Consider the following 15,594-nt stretch of genomic DNA (forward strand, 5'->3'; position numbering starts at 1 on the left):
CCACATCGAATGCGCTTCCAGGGGCCATACCGGCCGACGTGAAGCAGGAGCGCTACAACGCGCTGATGGCGCGGCAGCAGAAGATCTCCGCGCGCAGGCTGAAGCGCAAGGTCGGCACGCGCCAGCAGATCATCATCGACGAAGTCGGCCCGACCGTTGCAAAGGGCCGCTCCAAGGCCGATGCGCCCGAGATCGACGGCGCGGTCTATCTCACCAGCCGCCGCCCGTTGCGCGTCGGCGAGATCGTCACCGCCAAGATCGAGCGCGCCGACCAGTACGATCTGCACGGCAGCGTCGCGGGGTTCTGACGGCTTTTCGTCAAGCCAGCCATTTCGGCACCCAGCGCTCCGGCCGCGGGGCGCGCGCGAGATCGGCCTGTGCTTCGGTCAGTTTTGCGGGCTCGCCGTTGATGGTCGGACGCATATCGTATTCGAAATTCGGCATGACGCGACCGTCAGCATAGAGGCCGAATTTCATCGCGTACCACAGGCCGAGCTCGGGCTGCGCCTTCCGCATCTCCTCGCGCAGATCGCGCAGCAGGGATTCGATCGAGGCGGCTTCCTCGAACGGCTGCGGTCCGCGCGACAGGACGTGGGCCTCATATTGCTTGCCGACGATCGCGACCTCGAAATGGGTCTTGTCCCACGCATTCTTGCCCTTGGGCAGATGCGCCGCGAGCCGCCAGCCGAGTTCGGCCATCAGGCGGTGATTGGCCCAATAATCCTCGCGATCCCTGCTCCACTTTTCCATGAAGCCGCGGAAGTCGGGCAGCTCCGATGCCCCGTCATCGCACGCCGTCTTGTCGCCAGCCGGCTGTCCGGCCAGCCATTGCGCAAGCTCGATCGTATGAGGCTCGACCTCGTCATGCGGCTTCAGATCGCTCCAGGCCTTGTCGAATTGCTGCGAGGTCAGCTTGGCCAGCAGCCCGTCGAGGCTCGGCGCCAGCAACTCGTAGTCGCCCTCGGAGCCCAGACCGACGATCGGCGGATTGTCGCGATCAAGACCCGCGCCATACCAGCCGCCGACGGCCGAGCCGTCCGGCAGCCGCATGAACAGCGAAAACCTGTCGCGCAACGGACTGCCGTCGAAGATCGGCGCCTGATCGGAAAACTGGCCCTGCAGCGAGAAGCAGCCGACGCTGCCCCAGGGACGTCCCTTCAGCCAGCCCGCGAAGTCCACCAACAGGGACGGTGCCTCGATGCCCGGCGGAAACGCGCCGCGAATGCTGTCGAGGTCGATCGGGTAAGGCGTGTCGGACAAGGCTAAAACTGTCTGGTTGGTCCCGCCCCTCTTGGTCTGACCGGGCGGGAGTCCGGTTCGAAACCAATTCGCATTCGTCGATCACAAACGCGCTAGAGGCGTAATGGTTTCTAGGCGGATGATCGATGAAATTCAATCGTGCGAGTGACATCAGGCGCATTGCGCTTACGCGCAACGGCATACGCAGACGCCTCTTCGTCACGCGCGACGTCACAACCACGAGACGCCGCGGAAGCCACGGATCTGACCTGCCTCATGCACGCTCGGCTTGTGCTTCGCAAAACGCCCGCTTGACAAGCCCTGCCATTCGCCTGTATTGCCGCGCCCCATGATCAGCTCCCGGACCCATCTGCGCCAAGCCATGCGTCGTCGCTCCCGCGACGATGATGGGTTGCGCCATGTCCGACGACGCCGCTGAAGCACTGAGATCAGCAGAGTTTTCGAAAAGGCCGCACCCGCAAGGTGCGGCCTTTTTGCTTTTTGCGCGCCCTTTTCAGCCCCGACCAAGAATCTTCCCGCCCCCAAGAGGAGTTCGACATGACGACGCATCCCTATGACGCGCTGATGGACATCACCGCTCGGCCCAAGGCCGTGTTCGTCCGCGGTGCCGGCTCCTACCTCTGGGACGACAGCCGCAAGCGCTATCTCGATTTCGTGCAGGGCTGGGCCGTCAACTGTCTCGGCCACTCCCCGCCCGCGATCGCCGACGCGCTTGCCGCACAGGCCAAGCGGCTGCTGACGCCGAGCCCGGCCTTCTACAACGAGCCGAGCCTGAAGCTCGCGCAGGCGCTGGTCGACAACAGCGCGTTCGACCAGGTGTTCTTCGCCAATTCCGGCGCGGAAGCCAACGAGGGCGCGATCAAGCTCGCGCGCAAATATGGCAGCCTGCACAGGAACGGCGCGTTCGAGATCATCAGCTTTGAAGGCGGCTTTCACGGCCGCACGCTGGCGACGATGTCGGCCTCGGGCAAGAAGGCCTTTGAGCCGCTGTTCGAACCGAAAATTGCCGGCTTCAAGAAGGCGAAGCTGGGTGACATCGCCTCGGTGGAGAAGCTGATCAACGACAACACGGTCGCAGTGATGCTGGAGCCGATCCAGGGCGAGTCCGGCGTGTGGCCTGCGACCGATCAGTTCCTGAAGGAATTGCGCGCGCTTACCAAGGCGCATGGCCTGCTGCTCATTTTTGACGAGATCCAGACCGGCATGGGCCGGACCGGAAAACTCTTCCACTACGAGCACACCGGTATCGCGCCCGACATCATGACGCTCGGCAAGGGCATCGGCGGCGGCGTGCCGCTGGCAGCGCTGCTCGCGACCGAACGCGCCTGCTGTTTCGAGCACGGCGACCAGGGTGGCACGTTCAACGGCAACCCGATCATGTGCGCGGCGGGACTTGCGGTGCTGGACGAGGTCGGCAAGCCGGAATTTCTGAAGTCGGTGGCGGACACCGGCCTGCTGCTGGAAGCCGAGCTGCAGAAAATCTCGGCGCGGCACGGTCTCGGCGAGGTGCGCGGCCGCGGGCTGTTGCTGGCGCTGGACCTGAAGCTGCCGATCTCGCCCGCGATCGTGGCCCAGGCGTTCGAGGCCGGCGTGTTGCTGAACGCGCCGCAGCTCGACACGCTGCGCTTCATGCCTGCGCTCAATGTCGCGCGCGCGGAGATCGGAGAGATGATCAATTGCCTCGACGGGATTTTGACCAAAGCCGGTGCGGCAAGGTTGGTGGCGTAAGATCTGTCTCGTGCCCCGGACGCAGCGCAGCTCCCTTCGGCGATGCGCTGCAGAGCCGGGGCCCACCTCTCCGTATCGTGTGTCGCCATGTGGGTCCCGGCTCTGCGCCGCAACGCCAGCGCGTTGCAGCTTGTCCGGGACACGGGAACGGATGACGGAAAACCTACGGCTTCAAGATCGACGCGCCGGTGGTTTTGCGACTTTCGAGATCGATATGCGCCCTGGCGGCGTCTTTCAGCGCGTAGGCGTGGTTGATCGGCACGTGCAGCTTGCCGTTGATGACGGCGGCAAACAGCGTGTCGGCGCCTTCCAAGAGTTCCTTGCGGGTGCCGACATAGTCGTTGAGCTTCGGCCGCGTCGCAAACAGCGAGCCGTGGTTGTTCAGCTCGGCGATCGAGAACGGCGGCACCGGGCCTGAGGCATTGCCGAAGGAGACGAACATGCCGCGTGGCTTGAGGCAGGACAGCGAGCCCGGAAAGGTCGCCTTGCCGACGCCGTCATAGACGACGTCGCAGCCCTCGTTGCGGCTGATCTGTTTGACGCGCGCGACGAAATCCTCCTCGTTGTAGAGGATGACGTGGTCGCAGCCATTGGCCTCGGCAAGCTCGGCCTTCTCGCGCGAGCCGACGGTGCCGATGACGTGGGCGCCTAGCGCCCTCGCCCATTGGCAGGCCAAGAGACCGATGCCGCCGGCCGCGGCATGGATCAGCACGCGATGATGCGGCTCGACCTTGAAGGTCTTGTGCAGGAGATACCAGACCGTCAGCCCCTTGAGCATCAGCACGGCACCCTGCTCGTGGGTGATGTGGTCGGGCAGCTTGACCAGCTTCTCCCAGGGGATGTTGCGCTCGTCGGTGTAGGCGCCGAGATTGTGGTAGTAGGCGACGCGGTCGCCGGGATGGAAATTGGTCACGCCCGGCCCGACCGCGACCACCTCGCCCGAGGCCTCGTTGCCCGCGATGAAGGGCAGCCCCGGCGCCTTGTAGAGCCCGGTACGGTAATAGACGTCGATGAAGTTCAGCCCGACCGCATGCTGGCGGATCCGCACCTCGCCGGGGCCGGGCGCCGGAACATCGACGCTCTCATAGACCAGGGCTTCGGGGCCTCCGACCTTGTGCACACGGACGGCTTTGGTCATCACCTGACCTCCTCTTCTTGCTGACAAGCGAAAGACATCGCGCACGCCTTGTCAACTCGACGCACCAAATAGAACGACTATTTGCCGGTTTTCCTGCGGTTTCGCTTCGCCAGCACGTTGAAGAACTCGACCGCCGCCGAGAACGCGATTGCGAAATAGATGTAGCCGCGCGGGATGTGGAACTGGAATCCATCCGCGACGAGCGCGACACCGATCAGCACCAGGAAGGCCAGCGCCAGCATTTTCGTGGTCGGATGCTCCGCGACGAATCGCGACACCGGCCCGGACGAAATGTACATGATCAGGCAGGCGATCACGACGGCCGCGATCATGATCTCGATGTCCTGGGCCATGCCGATCGCCGTGATGATCGAGTCCAGCGAGAACACGATGTCGATGACGATGATCTGGACGATCACCCAGAAGAAGGCTCTGCCGGTGGATTTCTGATCGCTTTCGCCGTCATCGGCTTCGACCTCGGCGTGGATCTCGTGCGTCGCCTTCGCGATCAGGAACAAGCCGCCGCCGATCAGGATGAGGTCGCGCCAGGAGAAGTCGTAGCCATTGAACGAAAACACCGGCGCGGTCAGGCCGATCAGCCAGACCAGCAGGCTGAGCAGGATGATGCGGAAGATCAGCGCCAGCGCGAGCCCGATCTGGCGGGCGCGGTTCGCCTGTTTCTCGGGGATGCGCGAGACCATCACCGACAGGAAGATGACGTTGTCGATGCCGAGCACGATCTCGAGCGACGTCAGGGTGAGGAGCGCGGCCCAGGCTTCGGGGCTGGTCAGCAGGTGCATCATGCGAAGGATCTTGTCAGCCGGATCAATGCGTCGCTGAAGCTGATCCAGAGCGCGATCGCGCAGAGCGCGATTGTCACGCCGGTGCCGACGCGAAAGTCCATCTCCAGCGTGTAGAGGGAGAGCAGAGCCCAGATTGCGATCAGCGACATCGTCAGCCAGCGCAGCCGCACGACGCGCACCGGGTGCAGCACGTGGAACGGCACGAAGGTCAGCACGACGAGGGCGGCCACCAGCAGCGTCGACAGCAGCGGCGGCCAGTGCAGCAGGAACAGGTAGAACGCCGCCGCGTTCCACAGCGCCGGGAAGCCGCGGAAATGATTGTCGTCCGCCTTCATGCGCAGATCGGCGAAATACAATGCGCTGGTGACGATGATGGCGACGCCGAGCAAGGGAGCCGCGACCGGCAGCAGCAGGCCGCTGGCCACGATCGCATAGGCCGGCACGAAGACGTAGGTGACGAAATCGACCACGAGATCGAGCACCTCGCCCGACCAGTTCGGCTGCACGTCCTTGACGTTGAGGCGGCGCGCGATCGGCCCGTCGATCGCGTCGATGATGAGGGCGACGCCCAGCCATTGAAACATCCCCGCCCAGTGCTCGCGCACGGCCTCCAGCATCGCCAGCAGCGCGATCGCCGCGCCGAATGCGGTGAAGATGTGCACCGAGAAGGCGGCGGCGCGGATCGCGGGCGTGGGCTTCAGGGAATCCTCTTGGCTATCCATGGCTTCTGCTATCAGAATGGGACCGGTTTGCACATAAGCCATTGCGGCGCTCGGTCGCACAATTCGTCATAAAATCAGGGAAATATAGGCGGGCTTGAATTTGCCGCGGGGCGTGTCAAATGTCGTTCCATGACAGATGCATCGACACTCTTTGACGCGGCCGTGATCGGCGGCGGACCGGCGGGACTTAGCGCAGCCATTGCGCTGGCGCAGGCGGGCGCGCGGACCGCGCTGGTGGCGCGGCGCCTGCCGTATGCCGACAACCGCACCACCGCGCTGCTGGGTGCCTCCGTCGATTTCCTGGAAACGCTCGACGTCTGGCCACGCTGCAAAGACAAGGCGGCCGCGCTCGAAACCATGCGCCTCGTCGACGACACCGGCCGGCTGTTCCGCGCGCCTGAGGTCCGGTTCTCCTGTCACGAAATCGCTCTCGACGCCTTCGGCTACAACATCGACAACCGATCGCTGATGCTGGCGCTGGAAGAGCGCGCATCCGAGTTGCCTGGGCTGGTCCGTTTCGACGACGAGGCCGAAAGCGTCGTCATCGAAGCCGATGATGTCGCGATCCGCACGGCGTCCACACAATTCCTCTCGGCCCGCCTCGTGGTGGGCGCCGACGGCCGGCATTCGCTGTGCCGGGAGGCCGCGGGCATCGCGGTGACGCGGCGCGAATTGACGCAGACGGCGCTGACATTCAACGTCGGCCACGCGCGCCCGCATCGCAATGTCTCGACCGAGTTCCACACGCCGCACGGCCCCTGCGTGTTCGTGCCCCTGCCCGGCGACCGCTCCAGCGTCGTCTGGGTCTCGGCGCCCGCGGACGCCGAGCGGCTTCGCGGCTTGAGCGACGAGGAGCTGTCCGCGGCCATCGAGAGGCAGTCGCATTCGATCCTCGGACGCATGATTGCGGAGCCAGGCCGCCACCTGTTCCCGCTGGCGATCGAACGTCCAAAGTCCTTCGGCCGCGACCGTATCGCGCTGGTCGGCGAAGCCGCCCATGTGGTTCCGCCGATCGGCGCCCAGGGCCTCAATCTCGGCCTGCGCGATGCCGCCGATATTGCCAGGCTCGCGGGCGAGGCCATCGCATCGAGCCAGGATCCCGGCGCCACCGACGTGCTCAAGCGCTACGACCGGGCGCGGCGTCCGGACATTCTGAGCCGGACCTTTGCGATCGACATCGCCAACCGCTCACTGCTCAACGATTTCCTGCCGCTCCAGCCGGTTCGCGCCGTCGGCATGCACCTGCTCGGCGCGATCGGCCCGCTCAGGCGTTTTGCGATGCGCGAGGGGCTGACGCCGACTTGGCGCCGATAAGATTGGCGCAGCTAGGTTTGGCGCCGGTAAGCGCCCTCACGGAAACGCCAGCCGGCCGGTCTGGATCGCCCACATCACGCTGGTCAGCGTGACCACGGACGCAAACGTCCCGAGCAGCACCGCGACGGAGGCGGATTCGATCCAGGCGTCGTTCTGCCGGGCGATCACGAACACGTTCAGCGCCGGCGGCAGCGAGGCCATCAACACGGCGGTCGCGGCCCAGGGCTGCGCGAACGGGCCGAACGCCAGCATCAGGCCGAACGCCATAAGCGGATGGATCAGCAGCTTGATCGCGATGACGCCCGGCACCTCCCAGGGCACCCGGTCGAACGGGCGGAGCGCCACGGTCACACCGAGCACGAACAGCGCGGTCGGGGCGGCTGCGTTCTGGAGGAAGGTGATGGTGCGGTCGAGCGCGACCGGCATCTCGATATGGAGCGAGGCGAAGGCCGCACCAAAGCAGGCCGACATGATCAGCGGGTTGAGCACGATCTGCTTCAGCACGACGCCGAAGGCGTGCACCAGCGAGGGATGGTCGCGGTCTGAGAGCTCGATCAGCAGCGGCACGATCGTGAACAGGAAGATGCTGTCGCAACAGAAGATCAGCGCCGTCGGCGCCGAAGCCTTCGGCCCGAGCACGGCGAGCGCCAGCCCCGGTCCCATGTAGCCGATATTGCCGTAGCCGCCGGAGAGCCCGGCGAGCGTCGCCTCGCGCAGCGTCAGCCGGCCCAAAACCTTGCCGACGACCAGCGCCAGGGTGAACGCCGCAACCGTTGACAGCGTGGTCGCGACCAGGAACGGCGGGTTGTTCAATTCCGAGAACGGCGTCTTCGACATGATCGCAAACAGCAGCGCCGGCAGCGACACGTAGAGCAGGAAAAAGTTCATCCAGGCCAAGCCTGATTCCGGCAGGGATTTGACCTTGCCGCAGGCGAAACCGACGAAGATCAAGCCGAAATAAGGTAGAGCCAGATTGAGGATATCGAGCATTGATAAAGCGTTTTCTGAAGGCTTGGGGTCTATCTATCCCTTAACGGCGGGTTAATTCCAAAAGAGGGCACTAGCATCGGCCACAATCCTGGTCTATCGACGGGAAATGATTAAAGCGCGGACCGCCAAATTCCAGATCGGACAGGTCGTGCGCCACCGGATCTTCTCGTTCCGGGGCGTGATCTTCGACATCGATCCGGAATTCAACAACACCGAGGAGTGGTGGCTGTCGATCCCCGAGGAGGTACGGCCGCACAAGGACCAGCCGTTCTATCACCTGCTCGCCGAAAACGCGGAATCGGAATACGTCGCCTATGTCTCCGAGCAGAACCTGGTGCCGGACGATTCCGGCGAGCCGATCCGGCACTCCCAGGTCGCCGAGATCTTCATCAAGGACAAGGGCGGCGGTTACCGCCCACGCAATCCCTCGCTGAACTGAAGTTTCGCCGCCCGCAAGCGGCCAGCAAAAAAGGCGCTCGAGACGAGCGCCTTTTTCATGTCTGGGCGTCGGCCGCCCCGATTATTTCTGGCCGGTCGGAGCCGCGCCGGGAGCGCCTTGCTGCTCGAGCTTCTTGCGCTGCTCGTCGGCCTTCTTCTGAAGCTCTTCCTGGAGCTTCTTCTGGGTTTCCTCGAACACCTTCGGATCGGTCGGCGGACCGTCATAGGCCTTCTGGAATTCACCGGCCAGCGGCAGCGGCAGCGTCAGCGGCGCGCCATTGGCATTGATCGCCTGCACAACGAGATTCTTGCCCTGCTTCATGTTGTTGATGAACTCGGGCGTGGCCTCGTAGTCGGACATGCAGCCGTTCTGGAAGCAGATCACATAGGGGCTCTGCAACGGCGGATTGTTGTCCACGATGATGCGGGTGCCGTGCACGAGCTGCATGCCGAGCGGCAGCGTCACGCGCAGGATCTTCTTCGGCTCGCCTTCCGGCTCGATGATGACGGCCGCGATGACCGGTTGGCCCGACTCGATGCGGCCGTCCTTGCCGGTGAAGCAGACCTGCTTGGCATTGGCGTCCTGGCCCTTGAGGCAGAACTTGGTCCAGGGGGCGTAGATCAGCTGGATCTGCTGATCAGCCGGCTGGGCTGCGCCCTGTTGCGCCGGAGCGCCCTGCGCGGGAGCCGGCTGGGCAGCGGGGGCCTGAGCGGCCGGCGCCGGAGCCTTCGGGGCAGCCTTGGGCGCGGCTTTCGGGGCAGCCTTGTGCGCGGCGGGCGCGCCGGGGGCCGGCGCAGGGGTCTGGGCCCCGGCGGCAAACGGGACGGCCAACGCCGTCACCGTCAACAAGGCGAGAAGTCGCCCGCGCGGCCGGACGGGCGCGGCCAAGTAACGGAAATTCATTGCGGAAAACCCTTTCTGAACGGGAAGTGCCCGAACCGCTGCAAAGCGCCGAACCTGGCCGCCTTGGGCGCGGCTCTCTCCCCGTCAATTGAGGCGGATAAGTGACGGGCTCGGCGCTCTCGCGCGATTGCCCGCCTTCATAACGTGGTCGACGAAAAGATCAATGCCGACAAGCGTCTTTGACAGCGCGACGGCGTGCGCCCGGGGAAAATCCCTGTGATAGGATTCAGGCGCCGCCGGTCCTCGAATCAACCTGTGCCGATGTTCATGTTCCAGCGCCTTCTCGAGGGCCGTTCCGAGGGTCTTTGCGTCCGCCTCTGCGTCCTGGCTGTCGCCTTGGCCACGGGGCTCCCGCCAAGCGGCGCAGGGGCGGAGGAGGCCCACGCTATCGCCATGCACGGCAAGCCGGCGATGCCTGCCGATTTCACCCACATGCCCTACGTCAATCCTGAAGCCCCCAAAGGCGGCCGGCTGACCTGGGGGGTTCTCGGCACCTTCGACAGCCTCAATCCCTTCATCGTCAGGGGACTGGCCGTGCAGCCGGTACGGACCTACGTGGTCGAGAGCCTGCTCGCGCGCGGCAACGACGAGCCGTTCACGCTCTATGGCCTGCTCGCCAGAACGGTCGAGACCGATGACGAGCGGAGCTTTGTCACGTTCCGCCTCGATCCCCGCGCCCGCTTCTCCGACGGCAAGCCGCTCCGCGCCGACGACGTGCTGTTCTCCTGGCAGTTGTTGCGCGACCATGGCCGCCCCAACCACCGGCAATATTACGGCAAGGTCACACGTGCCGAGGCGCCCGACCCCCTCACCGTCCGCTTCGACCTCACCGGCGCCAATGACCGCGAACTGCCGCTGATCCTCGGCCTGATGCCGATCCTGCCGAAGCACGCGGTCGATGTCGCGGCTTTCGAGGAGACGACGCTGACCGGCCCCGTCGGCTCCGGCCCCTATCGCGTCACCGCCGTGAAGCCCGGCGCCAGCGTGACGCTCACGCGCAATCCCGATTATTGGGGCCGCGACCTCGCTATCAATCGCGGGCTCTATAATTTCGACGAGATCAGGCTCGACTATTTTCGCGAGGCCAACGGCCAGTTCGAAGCCTTCAAGCGCGGCCTCTATGATTTCCGCATCGAGCAGGAGCCGCTGCGCTGGCACGACGGCTATGACTTTCCCGCTGCGAAAAACGGCGAGGTGATCCGCGACACCATCAAGCCGGGCATGCCGCAACCTTCCGAATTTCTGGTGTTCAACACGAGACGACCCATTTTCGCCGACATCCGCGTGCGCCAGGCCTTGACGCTGCTGTTCGATTTCGAGCTGGTCAACCGCAACTACTTCTTCGGCCTCTATTCGCGCGTCGCCGGCTATTTTGCTGGCTCGGAGCTCTCGGCATATGGCCACCCCGCGGATGCGCGCGAGCGCGGGCTGCTCGAGCCGTTCGCCGCGCAGATCCCAGCCGACATCCTGGACGGCAGCTATCGCCTGCCGGTGACCGACGGCTCGGGGCGCGACCGGACGACACTGCGCGCGGCCCTGAAGCTATTGTCGGAGGCCGGCTACGACCTCGACGGTACGGTGCTGCGCAATCGGGCGACCAAGGCGCCCTTCACCTTCGAGATTTTGGTCACCACCCGCGACCAGGAGCGCATTGCGCTTGCCTTCCAGCGCGACCTCAAGCGCGCCGGTATCGCGCCGAGCGTGCGATCGGTCGATCCCGTGCAGTTCGACCAGCGCCGGCTTGCTTACGAATTCGACATGATCCAGAACCGCTGGGATCAGTCGCTGTCGCCCGGCAACGAGCAATCTTTCTACTGGGGGAGCGCTGCCGCCGACAATCCGGGCACCCGCAACTACATGGGTGCCAGGGATCCCGCGGTCGATGCCATGATCGCCGCATTGCTGGAGGCCCGTGAACATACGGCTTTCGTCTCGGCGGTGCGGGCGCTCGATCGCGCCTTGATCTCCGGTTTCTATACAATCCCCCTGTTTAACGTATCCGAGCAATGGATCGCGCGCTGGAATCGGATAGAACGACCACAGGCCACCTCGCTGTCCGGCTATTTGCCGGAGACCTGGTGGTCGAAGGGGCAGCCGCAAGCTCATCAAGCAAAGTGACGCCGTGAACCAGCCAGCAATATCGCCAACGCTCGACACGCTGTTTCAGCGCACGCTGATGCGGCAGCCGCACGCGCTCGCTTTGCTCGACCCGCTGAACAAGGCCCGCGTGACCGGGCACCAGCCGCGGCGGATGAGCTATGGCGAGGCTGACACGGCCATCGAGGCGCTGTCGGCCTATTTCGTCGAATCGGGCCTTCCGGCCAATTCCGTCATCGCGATCCAGCTGCCGAACACGGTCGAGTTCGTGCTCACGGTGCTCGCCGCCCATCGCGCCGGCCTCGTCGTCGCCGTGCTGCCGCTGCTCTGGCGTCATGCCGAACTGACCGCCGCTCTGAACCGCACCGCGGCGCGTGCCATCGTCACCATGAGCACGGTCGACGGTGTCAGCTATTCCGATCTCGCCATGCATGCGGCCGCCGAAGCCTTCTCGATCCGCCATGTCTGCGGCTTCGGAGGCGACCTGCCCGAAGGCATGGCCTCGCTCGACGACGTGCTGGCCCGCCCGCCCGGCACCGCGCGCGCCGTGATCCAGGATGGCCGCAAGGCGGCGATCATCTCGTTCGACGTCACCGCGGAAGGCTTTCGTCCAGTCCCGCGGCCGCATTTCAGCCTGATCGCAGGTGGCCTTGCGATGTCGCTGGAGGCCGACATCAAGCAGGGCGCGACCGTGATGGCGGCGTTCACGCCCACGTCGTTTGCCGGCCTCGCCTCCTCGCTTGCGGTGTGGCTGCTGTGCGGCGGCGCGCTGGCGCTGCATCATCCCTTCGAGAACGACGTGCTGGAGCAGCAGATCAACGAGCATGAATGCGAGGTGCTGATCGCCCCGGCGCAGCTCGCACTTCGGCTCGGCGATGCCGACCTGGCGGCGCGGATGCCGAGTCTGCGTAACGTCATCGGCCTTTGGCGTGCCCCCGAACAGGTGGCGGCGAGCGAGGTCTGGATCGCGCCGCATGCGCCTCTCACCGACGTCTATCTGTTCGGCGAAGCTGGTCTGTTCGGCGCCCGCCGCGGCGAGGACGGTATGCCTGTTGCCGTGATGCCCGGGCCACACGGCGCGCCGCGCGAGCAGTCCGGCTCCTCCATCGCCGGCGAGATCCTGCTGACGCCGAAGGGCACGCTCGGCCTGCGCGGAGCGATGGTGCCGATCGCAGCCTACGCGCCGCCGCAGCCGGTCGGCGACACGTTGATCGCCCAGCCGCCGCGCGATTATGTCGACACCGGCTATGCCGCGCGGCTCGACCGCCCGAGCGGCGCGATCTGCATCACCGCGCCGCCCTCCGGCATCATGGCCGTCGGCGGCTACCGCTTTCTCTCCAACGACCTCCAGGAATGGGCGCGACGGCTCGGCCAGGGCGCCCTCCTCACCGCGCTGCCCGACCGGCTCTCCGGTCACCGGCTGGCGGGTCGGGCCCAGGACAATGCCCGCGCCCGCGAGGCGCTCAACGAACTCGGGCTTAACCCTCTGATGGTCGAAGCTTTTCGCGACCGTTCCGGGCCGGTCTAGGCGCAGTTTCGACTGATCCATTGACGCTGCATTAAGGCGGCCGGACTAGATTGCGCGGCATCGATTGCGTGATCAGAGTTTCTCGATGTCCCAGGCCGGCCCCATCCTGTTTGTGTCCGATGCCGAGCGGCCGGCCTTCATTGCGGCGCTGGACGAGGCGCGATTCTTCCCCGTGGTCGACACCGGCTGGGCCGGCGCGGCACGCGCGGTCGAGCAGGTGCAGCCGGCCGTTGTTCTCGCCGCGATGCATGCCGGGCACGAGCCGCATCTGGCGCTGCTCGCAAAGAAGATCGCGGAGCAATCGCCTTATCTTCCCTTCGTGGTGCTGGACGCAGCAGGCGCCCTCCCGCACAACGCCCTGCCCTTCTCCACGCGCGGCGGCCATTCCGACCGCCTGATCGCGCGGCTTCGCGCCGCGCTGCGCATCCGCACGCTTCATGCCACGGTGCTGCGCCGGCTGCCGGAGGTCAAAGTCGCGCTGCCGGAGGCCGATCCCACACGCGATGCCACAGTGCTCCTGATCGGCCGCGGCGCCGCCTACCCTGCGCTCTCCGTCGCGCTCGGCGAGCGCCTCGGCGTCATCGGCGCGCTCTCGATCGAGGCTGCGGCCAAACATCTCAACACCCGCGACCTCGACGGCGTCGTGCTGGCCGAGGGTTTCACGGCCCGGGTGACCGATGCCTTCCTCACGGTGCTCGCCGAGGACACCCGCTTCCGCAGCCTGCCCGTGGTCCTCACCGCGCATCAGCTCACGCAGACTTACGATCTGCCCAATCTCGAACTGATCCCGGGCGAGCCGGCGAAAGTCGCCGCCAACGCGCTGCCCTTGATCCGTCAGCACGCCATGGAAGCGCAACTGAGCCGCACGCTGCGCTCGATCGATGCCGGCGGCTGGCTCGACCCGCGCAGCGGCCTGCTCACGGTGGAAGCTTTTGCCCGCGACTTCGCCAAGGCGGTCGAGCAGACGCTCGCCCGTGGCGGCGGCCTCTCGGTTGCACGCTTCGCCTTCGATCCCGGCAGTTCCCGCGCCCAGCTCGATGCCGCGCGTATTCTAAGCCGCCTGATGCGGCAGATGGATTTTGGCGCCGCCCAGAATGATGGCTCGGTCATCGTCGTGTTCGCGGAGACCGACTTCCGCACCGCGCACATGATCGCCCGCCGTTTATCGGCGGTGATGCGACACACGTCCAATGGCAAGCACGAGATGCGCAGCGAACCCGTCGTCAGCGTGGATTCGCTGTCGCCGTCGGATACGGCAAGGTCGTTGCTCGGGCGGCTGTCAGCGGACGCATCAAGGGCTGCGTCGTAACGGCTCTCGTAGGGCGGGCAAAGGCGCAACGCGCCGTGCCCACCATCTTTTCCGACGGCGAATGTGGTGGGCACACTATCGATCTTGCCTGTCCCAGACCGCGCGCTCGCTGCTCGGGCGTCATCCCCGGGAATGATCGCTCGATGTCGGACATTGCGAAGCGCTGTTCCTCGCAATTGCTACGAGCGTCTGGCCGCCGCACGGTCGCCGTCGCCAGGCGGTGGGCGTAGCGCCATAATCCCCACCGCCGGACTTACGAAATGGGCTCGCAGTTTCACGCATCTTCAGTGAGCGGCACCGACTTGTATTCGACAGAGATGTCGCCGAGCAGGACGCCCTTCCACGTTCCGCGGATCTTCACTTCCTGTCCGGTCATCGCCGATCGTCCGGTGGCCACGTAAGGAACATCGGCCTTGGTCGATGCGACCATCACCGTTGCGACCATCTTTGTCTTCGGCGGCACCACGACGGGGAAATCATACGTACGGCTGTCTTCCTCCGTCTGGCTTTTTCCGTACGACCATTTCGCGGACATCGAAACTTCAAACGAAACCGATTCCTCGGCGAAGCCAACCTTGACCTTGGTCTCTTCCCCGTACTTTATCCCGATCCCGTACTCTTGCTGGAAATTGGATGTTTCCTGCGCTCGTTTGGTGAAATGCGCAGTCATCGATTGTGTCGTGGCGCCCGGGTTGAACAACGTGACGTGATCGACGTATCCCGGCGTGGCGATCGTCCCGGTCCGCGTCTGATCCATCTCCAGCTTGATGAGCTCGAGGTCTTCGGGCACGAGCAGCCATTGCTGCCTGCCGGAGCCGTCTTCGCTGTCCCACAGATCGACCAGGCCGCCATCGTCTCTGCAAGACAGAAATTTGCGCGAACCGCCGACGCCGCCGAACACCTGGATCGTGAACCAGCCTTCGTCTGATCGGACGAGCTTCCAGAGCTGACGGCCTGACCCGTCCTCGCTGGTCCAGAGATCGACGGTATTGCCCGAATCATTGCAGCTGAGGAAGTATTTCGCCTTGGGCGTGACGTTGCCAGCGACATGAATTTCGTAGACGTTGTCTCCCTTGTCCACCCGGCGAACGAACAACCAATGCTGGCGCTTTGGCGCTTGCGGATCGACCTGCGGCCATAGGTCTACCAACGAGCCATCGCCCCTTGTGCTCAAATACTTCTTGTTTCCGCTCAGGCCTCCCGTGGGCTCCAGCGTGTAAGCGACATTCTCGACGGGATCATAGGGGCTCGGCATTTCAGGATCTCCCTCTGGGCGACACGTCACCAGCGACACGTCAGCAGCGGCACTTTAACGGGAGACACAGCTTCAGCGTGTGAACTGCACCACAATATCCTAAAAGTC

The 15,594-nt window shown here is 65.0% G+C and carries 13 protein-coding genes and 1 pseudogene; 7 read left to right on the forward strand and 7 right to left on the reverse strand.

The window, feature by feature from the left end; all coding sequences use genetic code 11:
* Nucleotides 1-308 (forward strand): annotated as a pseudogene (locus IVB31_RS12465) (30S ribosomal protein S12 methylthiotransferase RimO); the annotation flags it as partial.
* A 10-nt stretch (nucleotides 309-318) separates the two neighbouring features.
* Here the strand turns inward: IVB31_RS12465 and IVB31_RS12470 are convergent.
* On the reverse strand, nucleotides 319-1,260 hold the full coding sequence (locus tag IVB31_RS12470; RefSeq protein WP_247322382.1) for a hypothetical protein: 942 nt from the start codon (nucleotides 1,258-1,260) through the stop codon (nucleotides 319-321).
* Nucleotides 1,261-1,797: 537 nt separating this feature from the next.
* On the opposite strand from IVB31_RS12470, the gene IVB31_RS12475 reads away from it, so the two are divergent.
* Complete coding sequence (locus IVB31_RS12475) at nucleotides 1,798-2,988, forward strand: acetylornithine transaminase (RefSeq protein ID WP_247322384.1); 1,191 nt, start codon at nucleotides 1,798-1,800, stop codon at nucleotides 2,986-2,988.
* A 163-nt stretch (nucleotides 2,989-3,151) separates the two neighbouring features.
* On the opposite strand, the gene IVB31_RS12480 is transcribed toward IVB31_RS12475, so the two are convergent.
* The 3 genes from IVB31_RS12480 to pcsA form a co-directional block, all read right to left on the reverse strand.
* Nucleotides 3,152-4,126 (reverse strand): quinone oxidoreductase, encoded by a 975-nt coding sequence (locus IVB31_RS12480; protein ID WP_247322387.1) that lies wholly within the window; start codon nucleotides 4,124-4,126, stop codon nucleotides 3,152-3,154.
* Nucleotides 4,127-4,203: 77 nt separating this feature from the next.
* Complete coding sequence (locus tag IVB31_RS12485; protein WP_247322389.1) at nucleotides 4,204-4,929, reverse strand: TerC family protein; 726 nt, start codon at nucleotides 4,927-4,929, stop codon at nucleotides 4,204-4,206.
* Nucleotides 4,926-5,693 (reverse strand): phosphatidylcholine synthase, encoded by a 768-nt coding sequence (gene pcsA, locus IVB31_RS12490; protein WP_247322390.1) that lies wholly within the window; start codon nucleotides 5,691-5,693, stop codon nucleotides 4,926-4,928. The genes IVB31_RS12485 and pcsA overlap by 4 nt, the downstream gene beginning before the upstream one ends.
* 87 nt (nucleotides 5,694-5,780) lie before the next feature.
* On the opposite strand from pcsA, the gene IVB31_RS12495 reads away from it, so the two are divergent.
* Nucleotides 5,781-6,965: a UbiH/UbiF family hydroxylase gene (locus IVB31_RS12495; RefSeq protein WP_247322396.1), complete on the forward strand. Its 1,185-nt coding sequence runs from the start codon at nucleotides 5,781-5,783 to the stop codon at nucleotides 6,963-6,965.
* A 36-nt stretch (nucleotides 6,966-7,001) separates the two neighbouring features.
* Here IVB31_RS12495 and IVB31_RS12500 read toward each other — a convergent pair whose 3' ends face one another.
* Nucleotides 7,002-7,955: an AEC family transporter gene (locus IVB31_RS12500; RefSeq protein ID WP_247322398.1), complete on the reverse strand. Its 954-nt coding sequence runs from the start codon at nucleotides 7,953-7,955 to the stop codon at nucleotides 7,002-7,004.
* Between the two features lie 106 nt (nucleotides 7,956-8,061).
* Between IVB31_RS12500 and hspQ the strand changes: the two genes are divergently transcribed.
* A complete protein-coding gene (gene hspQ, locus IVB31_RS12505) occupies nucleotides 8,062-8,394 on the forward strand; it encodes a heat shock protein HspQ (protein ID WP_247322400.1) in 333 nt (110 codons plus the stop codon).
* 81 nt (nucleotides 8,395-8,475) lie between these two features.
* On the opposite strand, the gene IVB31_RS12510 is transcribed toward hspQ, so the two are convergent.
* Entirely contained in the window at nucleotides 8,476-9,297 is an 822-nt protein-coding gene (locus tag IVB31_RS12510) for an invasion associated locus B family protein (protein ID WP_247322402.1), read from the reverse strand.
* 261 nt (nucleotides 9,298-9,558) lie between these two features.
* Between IVB31_RS12510 and IVB31_RS12515 the strand changes: the two genes are divergently transcribed.
* The 3 genes from IVB31_RS12515 to IVB31_RS12525 all read left to right on the forward strand — a co-directional run bounded on the left by IVB31_RS12515 (nucleotide 9,559) and on the right by IVB31_RS12525 (nucleotide 14,231).
* Nucleotides 9,559-11,415 carry an extracellular solute-binding protein gene (locus tag IVB31_RS12515; protein WP_247322664.1) on the forward strand — a complete coding sequence of 619 codons (1,857 nt, stop codon included), beginning with the start codon at nucleotides 9,559-9,561 and terminating at the stop codon, nucleotides 11,413-11,415.
* A 4-nt stretch (nucleotides 11,416-11,419) separates the two neighbouring features.
* On the forward strand, nucleotides 11,420-12,922 hold the full coding sequence (locus IVB31_RS12520) for a class I adenylate-forming enzyme family protein (protein ID WP_247322404.1): 1,503 nt from the start codon (nucleotides 11,420-11,422) through the stop codon (nucleotides 12,920-12,922).
* Between the two features lie 85 nt (nucleotides 12,923-13,007).
* On the forward strand, nucleotides 13,008-14,231 hold the full coding sequence (locus IVB31_RS12525) for a GGDEF domain-containing protein (RefSeq protein WP_247322407.1): 1,224 nt from the start codon (nucleotides 13,008-13,010) through the stop codon (nucleotides 14,229-14,231).
* A 274-nt stretch (nucleotides 14,232-14,505) separates the two neighbouring features.
* Here the strand turns inward: IVB31_RS12525 and IVB31_RS12530 are convergent, their stop codons facing one another.
* Nucleotides 14,506-15,486: an ETX/MTX2 family pore-forming toxin gene (locus tag IVB31_RS12530; protein ID WP_247322409.1), complete on the reverse strand. Its 981-nt coding sequence runs from the start codon at nucleotides 15,484-15,486 to the stop codon at nucleotides 14,506-14,508.
* Between the last annotated feature and the right edge of the window lie 108 nt (nucleotides 15,487-15,594).

The sequence above is a fragment of the Bradyrhizobium sp. 21 genome, assembly GCF_023073335.1.
In the GTDB taxonomy this organism is placed as follows: domain Bacteria; phylum Pseudomonadota; class Alphaproteobacteria; order Rhizobiales; family Xanthobacteraceae; genus Bradyrhizobium.